Below are 15,490 nucleotides of genomic sequence, written 5' to 3' on the forward strand. Positions count from 1 at the left end.
TCCTTTCCTACACCAAACCCATAAACTCGTGGGGGGGGCCCCCGCGCGGGCCCCCACCCCCCTTTTCTCCGTGCTGGGACCTAGTCCAGGTAGTCGCGCAGGACCTGCGAGCGCGACGGGTGACGCAGCTTGGACATGGTCTTGGACTCGATCTGCCGGATGCGCTCGCGCGTCACCCCGTAGACCTTGCCGATCTCGTCCAGCGTCTTGGGCTGGCCGTCGGTGAGGCCGAACCGCATCGACACGACGCCCGCCTCGCGCTCCGACAGCGTGTCGAGAACGGAGTGGAGCTGCTCCTGCAGCAGCGTGAAGCTGACGGCGTCGGCCGGCACGATGGCCTCGGAGTCCTCGATGAGGTCACCGAACTCGCTGTCGCCCTCCTCACCCAGCGGGGTGTGCAGGGAGATCGGCTCGCGGCCGTACTTCTGGACCTCGACCACCTTCTCGGGGGTCATGTCCAGCTCGCGGGCGAGCTCTTCCGGCGTGGGCTCGCGGCCCAGGTCCTGCAGCATCTGCCGCTGGACGCGGGCCAGCTTGTTGATCACTTCGACCATGTGGACCGGGATGCGGATGGTCCGCGCCTGGTCGGCCATGGCCCTGGTGATCGCCTGCCGGATCCACCACGTGGCGTAGGTGGAGAACTTGTAGCCCTTGGTGTAGTCGAACTTCTCCACCGCGCGGATCAGGCCCAGGTTGCCCTCCTGGATCAGGTCCAGGAACAGCATGCCTCGGCCGGTGTAGCGCTTGGCCAGCGAGACCACCAGGCGGAGGTTGGCCTCCAGCAGGTGGTTCTTGGCCCGGCGGCCGTCCTCGGCGATCCACTCCAGCTCGGCGCGCACGTCGACCGGAAGGCCGTCGCTCTCGCCGCCCAGCTGCTCCTCGGCGAACAGGCCGGCCTCGATGCGCTTGGCCAGCTCGACCTCCTGCTCGGCGTTGAGCAGGGGGACCTTGCCGATCTGCTTGAGGTAGTCCTTGACCGGGTCGGCGGTGGCGCCGGCGGCGGCGACCTGCGCGACCGGGGCGTCATCGTCGTCGTCGGACAGGATGAGGACCTCGTCCTCGCTCTTCTCGGCGGTCACGGCGGCGGCCTCGGCGACGACCTTGGGCTCGTCGTCGGAGTCGTCGTCGTCGGAGTCGGCCTCGTCGGTGGAGTCGGCGTCGTCGGCGATCTCCTCGACGTCGATGTCCTCGAGGTCGTCCAGCTCCACGTCGCCGTCGAGCTCGATGTCCTCGTCGTCGTCGGCGTCGGCCTTGGGACCCTCGGGGCCCTTCGGCTTGTTGTCGGCAGGCCCAGCGCTGTCCGGCTTGGCCTTCTTGGCAGGCGCGGCCTTGGCGGGCGCGGCGGCCTTCTTGGCCGCCGGAGCGGCCTTCTTGGCGGGAGCCGGCTTCTTGGCCGCCGGCTCTGCTTCGGCGGTGCCCACGACCGCGGTCACGGTCTCGGGTTGCTGCTCTTTGGCGGCCGCCGCCGTCTTGGTCTTGACGGGCGCGGCGGTCTGGCGCTTTGCTGAGCCTCGAGACTTCTTCTTCGGCGCAGCCGAATCCGCGGCGGTCACCACCACGGTCACGCCCTCTTTGCTGAGGTTCCGCAAGAACGCGGCGGCGTGCGACATGGGGATGTCCGCCTCCTCGAAGGCCTGACGGACGTCCTCAGACTCGAGGAAACCCTGCGAGCGCCCACGCTCGAGCAGTCGCTGAATGACGGGCTCGTTCAGCTCTTGTGGCTTCGAGCGAGTCGAACTTGCAGGCGACACGAACACCTCTCGAACGAACGCGTGGCGACAATGGACCCAGATGCCCGCTGGGGGGCTGATGCCTCTCTCGGAGATCGGTGAGGCCGTGCGGATCGCGACGGACCTGTCCAGCATTCTGGCACGACCACGCACTCCATACGGCCACCTCCCGGCGGTTGACCTCCACCCTAGGCCGACCAAGAGAGTAGTGCGTACGTAAGCGCGCCACTGATATCCGAAAGCAACCCTTATGACTGTTTCATTCAGTCACTCTTCGTGGCGGGCGGCACGTGAATGGCCAGGGCGGTAACGTCATCATCTTGCTCATATCCCGACAACATCCGGTCGACCAGGAAGTCCAGCAACATGTGTGGACTTCTCACGACCTCAGGCGGCGCTTCGGTCACAACACTGCAAATCTCTGCGAGACCGGCATCCAGCCCGCGCTTCCGGTTCTCGACGAGGCCGTCGGAGTAGAGCACGGCGGTATGGCCGGGCGGCACCACGAACCGGAACTGCCTACGGCTGGTCGGCCAGCCTAGCGGGGTGCCCGGCTCCGCGTCGCAGAGGATCGCCGTGCCCTGCGGAGAAACCAGCACGGGCGGCGGGTGACCGGCCAGCGCCAGCGTGCCCTCGCCCGTCGACGGCTCGACGACCATGTAGGCCAGGGTGGTGACCTGCTCTTCCTCCTCGGTCGCGTCGAAGACCCGGTCCAGGCCGGTGAGAACGGCGGCGGGCGGCGGGTTGGTCAGCGCCAGCGCCCGCATGGCGTTGCGGATGCGGCCCATCCCGGCCGCCGCCTTGACGCCCTTGCCCATGACGTCGCCGACGACCGCGGCCACGCGGCCGTCCTGCAGCACGAACGCGTCGTACCAGTCGCCGCCGACCTGCACGTGGCGGCTGCCCGAGCGGAAGCGCTGGGCCAGCTCCAGGCCCCTGACCACCGGCAGGCGGTCGGGCAGCAGGCTGCGCTGCAGCGTCTCGGCGGTGCGGTGCTCGCGCTCGAACAGCGTGGCGCGCTCCACGGCCAGCGCGCACTGCCCGGCCAGCGCCTCCAGGAAGACGCCGTCCTCCTGGGAGATCTTCTGCGGCCGGGTGAAGGAGAACCGCAGCGCGCCCAGCGCCCGGCCCGCCGCCAGCAGCGGCAGCCCGACCCAGGCGCGCTCGTCGCTGCTGGCCAGGTAGTTGGTCAGCACCTGCTCGTCGCCGCCCGCCTCCAGCAGCTGGGCCTTCAGGCTCTCGGGCGACTCGGCGAACACCGGCCGCCGGCTGTTGACCGCCATCGTCATCACGCTGGAGCTCGACAGCGGGATCTCCTCGCCGGCGGCGCCGGACGCCTCGGGGACGCCCTCGCCGTTGATCAGCTTGAGCGCCGCCCGGTCGGTGTCGAGCAGCGCCACGGCCGACCGGTCGGCGGCCAGCGCCGTGCGGCCGACGTCGATGATGACCTGCACCACCTGCTCGACGGTGAGCGCCTCGGCCAGTATGGCGGTGGCGCCCTGGAGCCGGGCGGTGCGCAGCGCGGCGGCGCCGAGCTGGTCGGTCAGCCTGCCGCGCATCTCCTCGGCCTCGCGCTGCGGCGTGACGTCGGTGTTGGCGCCCACCCACTCCACGACCCTGCCGTGCCGGATGATCGGCACCGCGCGGACCTCGAAGTGGCGGTAGCCGCTGGCCCGGGTGCGCACGCGGTAGTTCCACTCGAACATGGTGCGGCCGCGCAGCGCCTCCTTCCAGGCCTCCTCGGTCTGCTGGCGCTCCTCCGGGTGGACCACGTCCAGCCAGCCGGCCGCCAGGTATTCCTCCAGGCCCTGGCCGGTGATGGCGCGCCACTGCGGGGCGTCCTCGACCACCGTGCCGGTCGGCGAGGTGATCCAGACGAGCTGCGACTGCGCCTCGACCAGCGAGCGGTAGCGCTCCTCGCTGCGGCGCAGGTCCTCCTCGACCAGGCGGCTCTCGGTCACGTCGAGCCCGGCCAGGGCGACGGCCTGCAGCGCGCCGTCGGCGTCGTGGACCGGCGAGAACGAGACCGACCAGTAGCGGGCCTCGCCGCCGGTCGCGCGCACCCGCACGGGCCGCTCGGAGACCGGCGCGTCGCTGCCGATGACGGCCTGGACGCCGTGCGTGATGAGCTGGCTGAGGTCGGCCGCGAGCGTCTCGGACGGCGCGCGTCCCAGCAGCCGCTCGGCGGGCACGCCGACGACCTCGGCGAACACGTCGTTGACCCGCAGGACGCGGGTCTGGGTGTCGAAGAAGGCAAAGGCGAACTCTGCCTCGGACAGCAGGCCCTCGAAGAGGGCGGAGTCTGAGACGTCCACATCCGACTCCCGGGGACGGGGAACGGAGGTCTCGGCGCTCATGGTCGGCACCTCCGTCGCGTGCCAGGGTCTCCCACGCGGCACATCTCCATAATCGTGTATCGGCGTAGCGCAGCTCCGGGCGACCGGATTCTGCAGTACATCATCTGCGATGGGCGGGCGCGGACGGAAGCCCCGGCCGCCATACGGTCAACGCATCCTGTCAAAATCGCTCCACGTTGCGCAGCAAGATCAGGCTACTCGGCCTTCGCCGCCCGCTTGGCCGCCTGCTTGGTGGCGCGCACTCTGCCCAGGCTGTCGGCGTCGACCACGTCCGCGACCGAACGGTAGGACCCCTGCTCGCCATAGGGGCCGGCCGCCTCGCGCCATCCTTGCGGCTGGACCCCGAGCTGCTTGCCCAGCAATGCCAAAAATATCTGGGCCTTCTGCTTGCCGTATCCCGGAAGGTCCATCAGTCGTTTGAGCAACTGCTTGCCGTCGGCTGCCTCGGTCCAGATGCGCTCGGGCTTGCCGTCGTAGTGCTCGACGAGGTAGGCGGCGAGCTGCTGGACGCGGGCCGCCATCGACTTGGGGTAGCGGTGGACCGCCGGTTTGGCGGCCAGGAGCGCGGTGAACGCCTCGGGGTCGCAGGCCGCGATCTCCTCGGCGGTGAGCTCGTGCCCGAGCCGTTCGGAGATGGTGTAAGGGCCCGTGAACGCCCACTCCATCGGCACCTGCTGATCGAGCAGCATGCCGACGAGCAGGGCGAGCGGACTGCGGCCGAGCAGTTCGTCGGCCTCCGCGCGCTGGGTGAGCTGGATGCGCATGGGAACAGCTTCGCACGAAAGCCGCTCCCGAGAAGCGAAGACAGCCGTCGTGGAGGCTTGACACCAGCCCGAGAAAAGATGAAATGAGAGCGCAAGTCACCTGCGTCCATTCCTGGGGGTTTGCCCTGGGGCATCCAGAGGAATCTCACACCTATGCTCGCTCTGGCCACACGCTTCCTCAAGGAGCCGGTCAGTCTCAGGCTGGCCGAGGAGTTCCTGACCGTGCCCGTGGACACCATCGACCGGTGCGTCGAGGACGTGTGCGTGTGCGCGCAGCACCTCGGCATCACCGCGACACCCGAGATCGTGGAGCGGATCGCCCGCGAGCACCTGCTCGCGATCGTCAACTCCGCGCCGCCGCCGCGCGCCCCTCGATAACATCGGAGTCACCGGGCCGCGTTCTGCGCACCGTTTCCGCCTGGAATGCGAGAGAGTGAGGGCGTGCGCCGACACCGACGAGACCCCCGGGAGAGCCCCCCGCCCGACGACGTGTTCAAGGAGATGGTGCAGGCGGCCCGCGAGCTGCTGGCCGTGCGCAGCCCGCTCGACGCGGAGCTGATGGTCTCCGACATGGTCGGGGCCTGGTGGGGCAGGAAGGTGCGGGGCGGCGACGTCGAGCAGGTGCTCGGTGAGGGGCTGGTCGACTACGCGGCCAAGGCCGGCACCCCCGCCTCGCTGACGCTGCTCATCTGCCTGGCCTACCTCGGCACCGCCCGCCAGGGCGCCAAGGCCGAGGGCGCGGCGCTGGCCATGATGGAGTCCGGCGTGGCCAGGCCCGGCTGGGCCGACCGGGTGGGCGCGGTCAAGCCCACCGGCTGCTACGTCTCCCGCGACGCCTACGGCGACCAGGACACCGTCATCTGCACCTTCGCCTACCGCTGGAACGAGGACTCCACCCCCCGCCACAACCAGGACCGGCACGCGCTGGTCATGGTCGTCGACCACAACATGTCCGGCATGGCGCGCGACGCCTGGGTGTCCTCCCACGTCGACAAGCTGCTGGAGCAGGCCAGGGCCGAGGCCGCGGGCAACCCGATGCTGCTGTTCGAGGAGATCGAGCCGCAGCAGGCCAGGGCGCTGCTCGAATCGGCGATGAAGGCCACCGGCGAGCCCAAGACGCCGCCGCCCGTCAGCGACAGCTACAGCGCCTACCACGCCTTCGCCCGCGCCCGCCTCAAGGCGCTGCCGCCCGGCCGCAAGCGGCCCGCCCCGCTGCACATCGAGGCCCCCTACAGCCGCGAGCGGCGGGCGATGCTCGCCGCCGAGTTCCTCGCCTCCGACGCCGCCGAGCACCTGTCGGACCCGTCGGCCGCCTCCCGGTGCGCCGACCACATCATCGACTACGGCTGCGAGCAGGACTTCGGCCGGCCGCTGCGGGTCAGCCCGACCAAGTGCGAGACGTTCCTGCTCGACTGGCTGCCGCGCAAGGTCATGCTCTCGCAGGCCGAGCAGGAGGCGATGCCGCACGCGCTGTCGGCCTGGGTGCGCTTCGCCGCCGCCCGCACCGGCCTGCCCGAGCAGGGGCTCAAGGCCACGCTCGACGCGGTGTGGGGGGCGATCGGCAAGTTCCCCGAGGCCTACCGCGACCCGACGTCGTTCGGCATCGACCGGCCGCTGCTGGAGCGCCTGCTGCCCGACGGCGACCTGTCGGCGCTGGCCAGGCGGGCGTTCGCGTTCCCGTTCCTGCAGGGCGTGCACAACGGCGTCGACCTCGACCGGCTCAACCCCGCCGACGCGGCCGACCGCCGTACCCTCCTGGAGATCGACCACGTCGGCGCGATCGACGAGGAGCACCTGGCGTGGCACGAGGAGATCGCCACCCGCCTGTGGGACGGCGACCCGCCGCAGCTGTGGGAGGCCGCCCAGCGGCTGCTCGACCTCGGCCACGACCGTCACGACGTGCTCCACGTGCTCATCGAGATCGCCGAGCGCATCGGCGGCGACCCCGAGGAGCTGGCCGCCGCGCTCGACGACATCGCCGACATCCCCGACGAGATCTGATGGCCATGTACACGCGGCTCGCGCCGGGCCGCTACCGCGCCTCCGAGCACACCCAGGGCCCGTGGGACCCGGCCACGCAGCACCTCGGGCCGGTGACGGCGCTGCTCGTGCACGAGCTGGCGCTCACCGCGCCCCGTCCCGGCCTCGACCTGGCGCGGCTGGCCGTCGACGTGCTCGGTCCCGTCCCCGTCGGCGACCTCGACGTACGCACCGACGTCGTGCGCGACGGCAAGCGCGTGCAGTGCCTGTCGGCGTCGGTGAGCGGCGGCGGCCGCGAGCACGTACGGGCCACCGCGTGGCGCATCCGCGAGGCCCCCACGCCCGCCACCCACGCCGCCGACCCGCCGCCCCTGCCCGGCCCGCAGGGCGAGTCGTGGATCTCGACCGGCTTCGGCTACGGGCGCGCCACCGAATGGCGCTTCGCCCGCGGCGGCCCCGACGAGCCCGGCCCCGCCACCGCGTGGGGCCGCTGCCGGGTGCCGCTGGTCGACGGCGAGGAGATCACGCCGATGGAGCGGCTGGCGCTGTTCGCCGACAGCGGCAACGGCATCAGCCTCGCCCTCGGCTTCGACACCCACCTGTTCGTGAACGTCGACCTGACAATCTCCCTGTTCCGCGCGCCCGCCGGCGAGTGGATCTGCCTCGACGCCGCCACCGCCATCGGCCCGTCCGGGCGCGGCCTCACCCGCTCCACCCTGTACGACCTCGACGGCGAAGTCGGCAGCGCGACTCAGACCTTGTTCGTCGCGCCGAGGTAGCCGCTCACGCCATGATGGGGTCATGGTGATGGACCTGAACGCGGACCTCGGCGAAGGCTTCGGCATCTGGCGGCTCGGCGACGACCTGGCGCTGCTCGACATCGTCACCAGCGCCAACGTCGCGTGCGGCTTCCACGCCGGCGACCCGGTGACCATCCGGCGCACCTGCGCCGCCGCCGTTGACCGGGGGGTGTCCATCGGGGCGCAGGTGTCCTACCGCGACCTGGCCCACTTCGGGCGCCGGGAGATGGAGGTCGAGCCTGAGGAGCTCTGCGCCGAGGTGCTCTACCAGCTCGCCGCCGTCGACGGCATCGCCCGCGCCATGGGCGGCCGCGTCTCGTACGTGAAGCCGCACGGCGCCCTCTACAACCGCATCTGCCGCGACCGGGAGCAGGCCGAGGCCGTCGTCGACGCCATCGCCGACTACGACCCGGCGCTGCCGGTGCTCACGCTGCCCGGCTCCGTGGTCCACACCGTCGCCGCCGCCGCGGGCGTCCCCACCGTCGCCGAGGCGTTCGCCGACCGCGCCTACACCGCCGACGGCGCCCTGCTCCCCCGCCGCCTGCCCGGCGCCGTGCTGCACGACGCCGCCGACGTCTCGGCCCGCGCCGTCCGCATGGCCCTGTCCGGGTCGGTCATCTCCGCCGACGGGGCCGAGGTCCCGGTCAAGGCCCGCTCCCTCTGCGTCCACGGCGACACGCCCGACGCCGTCCACCTCGCCCGCACCGTCCGCGACGACCTCCTGGCCGCCGGCGTCGTCCTCCAGGCCTTCGCATGACCGCCCCCACGCGGCCCCTGCCGCCCCGCCGCCTCCCTTCGCGCGAGCTCCCTCCCCGCGAGACGCCCTCCCCCCTCCGCCCGGCCCGCGAGACCCCCTCCCGCCGCCTCCCGCCCCGCCCCCTCCCCTCCCGCCAGACCCGCACCCCCAGTGGACACGCAAAGGCCACGCCCCTGCCGGACCACCGGAACGGCGCCCCCTTCCGGCAAGGGCCCCACCTCCCGGAGGTGGGGCACCGCGCTGCCAAGAGCGCGCCCCCGCTGGAGGGCGCTTGGCCTTCGGCGAGAGAGTGGGGGTCTGCCCAAGAGGACCGTGGCCCGGTCTGGCCGGGCGGCCTCGTGGGGGCGGCGGTGCGGAGGGGCGGGCGCAGTCGCCGGGAGGCGGGCGGGTGATTCGGCGGGTCGGGGAGCACGGGCTGCTCGTGGAGACGGGCGCGCTGGACGTGTCGCACCGGCTGGACGCCGCGCTGAGGGCCGAACGGCCGCCCGGGGTCGTGGAGGTGGTGCCGGGGCCTGAGACAGTCCTGGTGGTGGCTCCGGGGGCCGAGCAGGGCGGGTTGCAGGCGCGGCTGAGCGAGCTGCTGCGGCGGTGCGCGGCGGCCGGGGTGACGGAGGCGCCCGAGGAGAAGGACGTGGTCCGGGTGCCCGTCGTCTACGACGGGGCGGATCTGGAGTCGGTGGCCGAGCTGGCCGGGGTGCCGGTGGACGAGGTGGTGGCCCGGCACACGGGGCGGGAGCTGGTGGTGGGCTGGCTGGGGTTCGCGCCGGGGTTCGCGTATCTGACGGGGCTGGACCCGGTGCTGCACGTGCCCCGGCTGGCGACGCCGCGGACGTCGGTGCCCGCGGGGTCGGTGGCCGTGGCGGGGCCGTACTCGGCCGTGTATCCGGCGGCGTCGCCGGGCGGGTGGCGGCTGCTGGGCAGGACGGGGCTGCGGGTGTGGGACGTGACGGCGCGCCCGCCGTCGGCGTTCCGCCCGGGGACCCGCGTGCGCTTCGAGGCCGCATGATCGAGGTCCCATGATCGAGGCCGCATGATCGAGGTGCTCGGGTCCGGTCCGTACGCGACCGTGCAGGATCTGGGGCGCCGGGGGCTGGCGCATCTGGGGGTGCCGCGTTCGGGGGCGGCCGACGAGGCGAGCCTGCGGCTGGCGAACCGGCTCGTCGGCAACCCGGAGGTGCTGGCGGGGATCGAGGCGACGTTCGGCGGGCTGCGGCTGCGGTTCGGGCGGGGCGCGTGGGTGGCGCTGGCGGGCGCGCCGTGCCCGGTGCGGGGTCCCGCGCGGGCGGGCATGGGGGTTCCGTTCTGGGTGCCCGGGGGCGGCGAGCTGGCGCTGGGGGCGCCGGCGTGGGGGCTGCGGACGTACCTGGCGGTGCGCGGCGGGGTGGCGGTGGAGCCGGTGCTGGGCAGCCGGTCGACCGATTCGCTGTCGGGCCTGGGGCCGCCTCCGCTCGCGCCGGGGACGAGGCTGCCGATCGGCGACGCGGCGGATCGGGGCGGGATCGGGGTGGATCTGGCGCCGCTTCCGGGGCCGGGGCCGGCGGTGCTGCGGGTGCTGAGGGGCCCGCGTGACGACTGGTTCGCCGAAGGGGCGCTGGCGGCGCTGTGCGCGGCCCCGTACGCGGTGAGCCAGGACAGCAACCGGGTGGGGGTGCGGCTGCGCGGCGCGGAGCTGGCGCGCGGCCGGGAGGGGGAGCTGCCGAGCGAGGGCATGGTGGCGGGCGCGGTGCAGGTGCCGCCGAGCGGGCAGCCGATCGTCTTCCTGGCCGACCATCCGCCGACGGGCGGCTACCCGGTGATCGCGGTGGTGCGTGAGGCGGATCTGGGGGTGGCGGCGCAGCTGCGGCCCGGGGACGAGGTGCGCTTCCGCGTCACAGGCTGACGTGGCCGCTGACGCGGGTGGCGACCGAGCCGCCCACCCAGACGTCGTCGCCCTCGGCCGTGATGCGGACGCGGCCGGCGCGGCCGAGCGCGGTGCCCTGGCTGACCGTGTAGGGGGCGGTGACGCGGCCGGTGCGCAGGAGCCACTGGGCGACCGAGGCGTTGAGGCTGCCGGTCACCGGGTCCTCGGTCGTGCCGCCGTCGTGGGGGCAGAAGGCCCGCAGCTCGTACGCGTACGGCGACCCGGCGGGGTGCGGGCCCGCCACGCCGACGTCGACGGGCACCCGGCCGGGCCGCAGCGCGAGGACGGCGTCGGCGTCGCGGAGCAGGAGCGCGACCCAGCCGGGGCCGTTGTCGGCCCATTCGGCGTCGACGACGTCGTCCCTGGCGATGCCGAGCGCGGCGGCGAGGCCGGTCAGCAGCGTCTCGTCCACGGGGCCGGAGCGCAGCAGCGGCGGCGCGGCGAAGGCGAGGTCGCCGCGGTCGTCGCCGCGCACGCGGATCAGCCCGGCGCCGCATTCCTGGACGACGGTCCGCGAGTCGCGCGGGACGCCGCCCGCCTCCAGCCAGGCGTGGCAGGTGCCGAGCGTCGGATGCCCGGCGAACGGCAGCTCGGACGTGGTGGTGAAGATCCGTACCCGGTAGTCGGCGCGGGGGTCGGCGGGCGGCAGCAGGAACGTGGTCTCCGACAGGTTCGTCCAGTGGGCGAAGCGCTGCATCTCCTCGTCGGTCAGCCCGTCGGCATCGAGCACGACGGCGAGCGGGTTGCCGCCGTAGGGCGTCGAGGTGAACACGTCGACCTGGCGGAAGGGGCGCTGCATGCTCGCGAGTCTGTCAGAACCGCCGGGAGCGGCGCAGCGCCGGGGGCCGCCCGTCGGGGTCGACGGCGAGCCGGTAGAGCGGCTGGGCCAGCATCCTGCGCACGCGGCCGAGGCTGGGCTCGGGATGCGGGCGCAGCCGGCCGGGCGGCCTGGGCCCGCGACGGCCGCCGCGGTGCCAGGCGTCGAGCGCGCGGGCCGAGGCGGCGAACGCCTCGAACGCGTCGCGGGGGTCGCACAGGCCGGACGGGTCGCGGTCGAGGTGCTCGCCCGCAAGGAGCAGCCGCAGGTCGCGGGCGAATTTGCGGGCCCCGGCGGGCGGGCGCGGGTCGGGCTCCTCGTCGACGACGGCGCAGCTCAGCTCCGAGTCGTACGTCCACGAGCGCAGGTTGACGTTGTCGGAGCCGATCGAGGCCCACACGTCGTCGACCACGCACACCTTGGCGTGCACGTAGACGGGGGTGCCGGCGTGGTTCTCCAGGTCGTACACGCCGAGCCGGTCGCCGCCGGCGCGCCTGAGCCTGGCCAGCGCGTCGGCGCGGCCGATGAGGCTGGCCGGGGCGGCGAGCCAGCCGTCCTGGTCGGGGTGGCGCGGCACCACGATGATCATGCGGAGCCCGGGCTCCCGTTCGAGCGCGGCGGCGAACGGCTCGATCACCTCGGTGGACCACAGGTACTGGTCCTCCAGGTAGACCAGGGACCGGGCCCTGGCCAGCACCTTGTGGTAGGCCCTGGCGACGCTGCGCTCGCCCAGGGGCGCGAAGGGGTAGGCGGACCGCCGGTAGGGGTAGGTGCGCAGGAGCTGCACGGCGTGGGTGCCGGCCGGGGCGGGCGGCGGACCCGGGTCGGGCAGGGCGGGCACGTCGTCCATCCGCTCGACGTGGTCGCGCAGGCGGCGCAGCGGCTGGCGGGTCTCGGGGGCGGGGTCGTCCCAGCGCTCGCAGAAGACGGTCTCCACGTCGGCCACGGCGGGGCCGTGCACGGCCACCTGGGCGTCGTGCCAGGGCGGGGTGTCGCCGTAGACGTCCGGCATGGGCGCGGCCTGCGGGTCGCCGCGGTGCGCGGCGTCGTCGCGGCGGCTGTGGCACAGGTCGATGCCGCCGACGTAGGCGACGTCGGCGGCGGCGTCGCCGTCGTGGCGCAGGACGACGAACTTCTGGTGGTGCGAGCCGCCTGGGCGGACCCGGGTGTCGAGCAGGCACTGGCCGCCGGCGGCCTCGATGTCCTCGCCGAGGTGGCGGTTCTCCGCGGCGCTGAAGCGCAGCCGGTCGAGGTGGGAGCGCCAGATCAGGCCCCGGACGAGCGCTCCCCGGTGCGCCGCCGCGGCCATGGCGCTCGCCACGCCGGGGCCGTCGCCGGTCAGCCGCTCGTCGGGGTCGCCGCGCCAGTCGGCGAACAGCAGCAGGTCGCCCTTGCCGAGCCGGTCGAGCGCGGCCCGCAGGTCGGCGAAGTAGGCGGCGCCGTGGACGAGCGGGCGCACGAGGTTGCCGGTCGTCCAGGCGCCGAGCCTGGTGGCCGGGTTGCCCCGCTCCTCGCGGGTGAGGAACCACTCGTCGAGCCGCACCCCGCCCGGCTACCCGGCGGCGGCCCCGGCAATCAGCTTCTCGGCGCGGGAGACGGCGGCGGCGAGCGGATCACCGGGGACGGGCTCGAACAGGTCGGCGGTGACCCGGCCGGCCTTGGCCTCCCAGACGCCGGCGACGCGCCCCTGGTGGAGGACGACCGGGGAGATCCAGCCGGCCTGGCGGCTCACCCTGGCCTTGACGGCGGCCGGGACGAGCGGCTCCAGGGAGCGGGGCGCGCCGAGGATGTAGGGGTCGAAGCCGGGCAGCAGGTGGACCTCGTCCGCCGGCCGGGCGGCGGCCAGGTCGTCGAGGTGCTCGGTGAGCGCCAGCAGGGTGTGGCCGCCGGCCTCGACCTCGGTCAGCTCGCCGGCCAGGTCGCGGAACCAGCCCTTGAGCACGGCCTTCCTGGCGACGCCGCCGAACAGCCAGCCGTCGAGCATCTCCGGCGTGGCGGGGCCGTGGGCGGCCAGGAAGGCGCGGGCGATCCGCACGCCCGCCTCCTCCTGCGGCGGCAGCTCGGCCGGCCAGCCGGGCAGCCAGGCGCGGGGCGCGGTGAAGGTGACACGGCCGTCGCACGGCGGGCCGTAGCACAGCTCGCCGAGGCGGCTGAGCGGCTTGAGCAGCGCCCCCCAGCCGGAGGTGAGCGCCTCCCGCAGGTGGGCGTCGCCGGTCACCTCGACGACGGCGTCGACCAGCTCCTCCCTGGTCTTGGGCGTGTCGCCGAGCGCCTGCGGGACGGCCTCGACGATGGCGGCGATCTCGGCGGCGGTGACGCCGTGGCCGCGCTGCCAGGAGCCCTTCTCCCAGAACCGCAGCGTGCTCAGCGCCGCGCAGTAGCCGGGCAGCTCGTCGGCGGGCAGCAGGTGCAGGGTGCCGCGCATGACCCAGGTCTTGACCAGGGTGCGCTCGTCCCAGAGCGCCCGCTCGACCTCGCCGGGGTCGGGTGAGGCGGCGCGGACGGCGACCGCGTGCTGGGCGGAGGAGGCCACCTGGGCCTGCACCCCGCACAGCCGGCGGGCGATCTCCACGGCGCCCGGCCCGCCGGGGCCGCTCACGAACTGCCGGCGCAGCCGCCAGGCGAGGATCTGCGGCCAGCTCAGGTGGATCGTCACCCGGCCAGTTGTACACGGCCGGGCCGACAGTCCGCGTCAGCGGGTGTAGCCGATGTCCTGGTAGCGCAGCGTCTGGAACCCCCGGGCGCCCGCGTTGGCCAGGTTCTGCCGGGCGGCGACGAGCTGCGGCCGCTGGTAGAGGGGCAGCACGTTGACCTGCTGCCAGATGAGCCGGTCGGCGGTGTTGGCCTCGGCGCGGGCCTCGTCCGGGTCGAGGCTGCGGGCGGCGCGGGCCATGGCGGCGTCGATGTCGGCCGAGCCGGTGCGGCCGAAGTTGGCGTTCCACGTCTTGCCGTCGGCGGCGTGGGCGTAGACGCCGTAGCTGCTCGACACCGGGTACGGGGTGCCGATGTAGGCGAACGGCGCGAGGTCGAAGTCGCCGGGGATCACGTACTTGGCGAAGAAGTCGTCGCTGGGCACGGCCCGGATGGCGAGCTTCACCCCGATCGCGGCGAGCATGTTCTGCGCCAGCTCGCCCTCGGACTTGCTGATCTGCACGCCGGACGGCACCACGAAGGTGAGCTCCAGCGGACGGCCGTCCTTGTGCCGGACCGGGCCGGTGCGGCGGTCGAGCCGCCAGCCCGCCTCGTCGAGCAGCCGGGCGGCGCGTGCCGGGTCGTGGGCGCCGAGGTCGCCGGCGTTGTCGCGGTAGCCCTGCTGGGTGGTCATGAAGAAGTGGCTGTTGAGCGGGGTGCTCGGCCAGTCGAGGCCGCGCAGGTCGGAGCGGGCGATGGCCTCCCGGTCGAGGCCGAGCTGGACGGCCTGGCGGACGCGCAGGTCGCGGAGCGGCCCGCGTGAGCCGTTGAGCGTGAAGTGGCGGAAGTCGGGCGCGGCGGCCCGGCGGACCTCGGCGCCTGGCGTGGCGGCGGCGCGGGCGTGGTCGGGGGCGGACGGGCCGATGTCGGCCAGGTCGAGCTCGCCGTTGCCGAACATGCCGATGAGCGAGTCCTGCTCGGCCGCCCGGAAGACGATCCTGTCCAGTTTGGCCCGGTCGCCCCACCAGGCGTCGTCGCGCACGAGCGTGACGGTCTTGGCGGTCTGGTCGATGCCCTGGACCTTGAACGGCCCGGCGGTGACGGGGATGCGGTTGAGCCAGGCGGTGTTGAACGCCTCGGGCGTGGCGTTGGCGGAGGCGGGCAGCAGCGGCCCGAACAGCGCCCGCCAGTCGCCGAACGGCCGCGCGAACGTCACCACGACCTCGTGGTCGCCGCGGCCCCGCTCGACGCTCTCGATGTCCTGGTAGCCGGTGGAGGAGGCGATGTGAAAGGCCGGGTCGCCGCCGTCCAGCGCCTGCCACTGGGCGCGGAAGTCGGCCCAGGTGATGGGCCTGCCGTCGGACCATCGGGCGCGCGGGTTCAGCTCGTAGGTGACGACCTGCTTGGGCGTGGTGGCGGTGACCCGGGCGTCGATCAGGTAGGCGTGGTTGACGGAGATGCGCGCCCTGTCGTCCGACACGAACGGGCGCGGCAGCAGCGCGTCGGTGATGGCCGCCGCCACGGCGAGGTGGCCGTCGACGTGGTGCCTGTTCCACTGGGCGGGGAACTCGTTGACGCCCCAGCGCAGCGTGCCGCCGTCCTTGACCCGCTCGCGCGGCACGGGGTTGAGGTCGGACGCCTTGATCACCGCGTCTCCGGTGGGCCGGACGACCACGGCGCCGCCCCCGCCGCACGCCGCCAGCGCCAGCGCCGCGGTCGCGGCGGCCACGAAATGAGTTGCTTTCAACGGTACT

The 15,490-nt window shown here is 73.6% G+C and carries 13 protein-coding genes; 6 read left to right on the top strand and 7 right to left on the bottom strand.

Annotation, left to right across the window (positions count from 1 at the left end; translation table 11 throughout):
- Positions 1-80: 80 nt before the first annotated feature.
- From AB0G11_RS24975 to AB0G11_RS24985, 3 genes are all read right to left on the bottom strand, one after another.
- A complete protein-coding gene (locus tag AB0G11_RS24975; RefSeq protein WP_219510283.1) occupies positions 81-1,751 on the bottom strand; it encodes an RNA polymerase sigma factor in 1,671 nt (556 codons plus the stop codon).
- Positions 1,752-1,993: 242 nt separating this feature from the next.
- Positions 1,994-4,087, bottom strand: a complete 2,094-nt coding sequence (locus AB0G11_RS24980) for a SpoIIE family protein phosphatase (protein WP_219510284.1) — start codon at positions 4,085-4,087, stop codon at positions 1,994-1,996.
- Between the two features lie 194 nt (positions 4,088-4,281).
- A complete protein-coding gene (locus AB0G11_RS24985; RefSeq protein WP_219510285.1) occupies positions 4,282-4,851 on the bottom strand; it encodes an HhH-GPD-type base excision DNA repair protein in 570 nt (189 codons plus the stop codon).
- A gap of 153 nt (positions 4,852-5,004) precedes the next feature.
- On the opposite strand from AB0G11_RS24985, the gene AB0G11_RS24990 reads away from it, so the two are divergent.
- From AB0G11_RS24990 to AB0G11_RS25015, 6 genes are all read left to right on the top strand, one after another.
- Positions 5,005-5,229, top strand: coding sequence for a hypothetical protein (locus tag AB0G11_RS24990; protein WP_219510286.1), 225 nt, complete (start codon positions 5,005-5,007; stop codon positions 5,227-5,229).
- A 123-nt stretch (positions 5,230-5,352) separates the two neighbouring features.
- A complete protein-coding gene (locus AB0G11_RS24995; protein ID WP_219510304.1) occupies positions 5,353-6,852 on the top strand; it encodes a hypothetical protein in 1,500 nt (499 codons plus the stop codon).
- Positions 6,852-7,610, top strand: coding sequence for a thioesterase family protein (locus AB0G11_RS25000; protein ID WP_357588528.1), 759 nt, complete (start codon positions 6,852-6,854; stop codon positions 7,608-7,610). The genes AB0G11_RS24995 and AB0G11_RS25000 overlap by 1 nt, the downstream gene beginning before the upstream one ends.
- Positions 7,611-7,632: 22 nt before the next feature.
- Positions 7,633-8,388: a 5-oxoprolinase subunit PxpA gene (locus tag AB0G11_RS25005; protein ID WP_219510288.1), complete on the top strand. Its 756-nt coding sequence runs from the start codon at positions 7,633-7,635 to the stop codon at positions 8,386-8,388.
- Between the two features lie 388 nt (positions 8,389-8,776).
- A complete protein-coding gene (locus AB0G11_RS25010; protein WP_357588530.1) occupies positions 8,777-9,394 on the top strand; it encodes an allophanate hydrolase subunit 1 in 618 nt (205 codons plus the stop codon).
- A 24-nt stretch (positions 9,395-9,418) separates the two neighbouring features.
- A complete protein-coding gene (locus AB0G11_RS25015) occupies positions 9,419-10,267 on the top strand; it encodes a biotin-dependent carboxyltransferase family protein (protein ID WP_357588532.1) in 849 nt (282 codons plus the stop codon).
- On the opposite strand, the gene AB0G11_RS25020 is transcribed toward AB0G11_RS25015, so the two are convergent.
- The 4 genes from AB0G11_RS25020 to AB0G11_RS25035 are packed head-to-tail and all read right to left on the bottom strand — an operon-like array spanning position 10,257 to position 15,483.
- Positions 10,257-11,087: a PhzF family phenazine biosynthesis protein gene (locus AB0G11_RS25020; RefSeq protein WP_357588534.1), complete on the bottom strand. Its 831-nt coding sequence runs from the start codon at positions 11,085-11,087 to the stop codon at positions 10,257-10,259. The two genes, AB0G11_RS25015 and AB0G11_RS25020, sit on opposite strands and share 11 nt — an antisense overlap.
- Before the next feature lie 13 nt (positions 11,088-11,100).
- Positions 11,101-12,648 carry a phospholipase D-like domain-containing protein gene (locus AB0G11_RS25025; protein WP_357588536.1) on the bottom strand — a complete coding sequence of 516 codons (1,548 nt, stop codon included), beginning with the start codon at positions 12,646-12,648 and terminating at the stop codon, positions 11,101-11,103.
- 9 nt (positions 12,649-12,657) lie between these two features.
- Positions 12,658-13,761, bottom strand: coding sequence for a winged helix DNA-binding domain-containing protein (locus AB0G11_RS25030; protein ID WP_357588538.1), 1,104 nt, complete (start codon positions 13,759-13,761; stop codon positions 12,658-12,660).
- Positions 13,762-13,797: 36 nt separating this feature from the next.
- Entirely contained in the window at positions 13,798-15,483 is a 1,686-nt protein-coding gene (locus AB0G11_RS25035) for an ABC transporter family substrate-binding protein (protein WP_246646121.1), read from the bottom strand.
- Between the last annotated feature and the right edge of the window lie 7 nt (positions 15,484-15,490).

Origin of the sequence: Nonomuraea sp. NPDC023979, assembly GCF_040639085.1 — a bacterium.
GTDB lineage: Bacteria > Actinomycetota > Actinomycetes > Streptosporangiales > Streptosporangiaceae > Nonomuraea > Nonomuraea ceibae.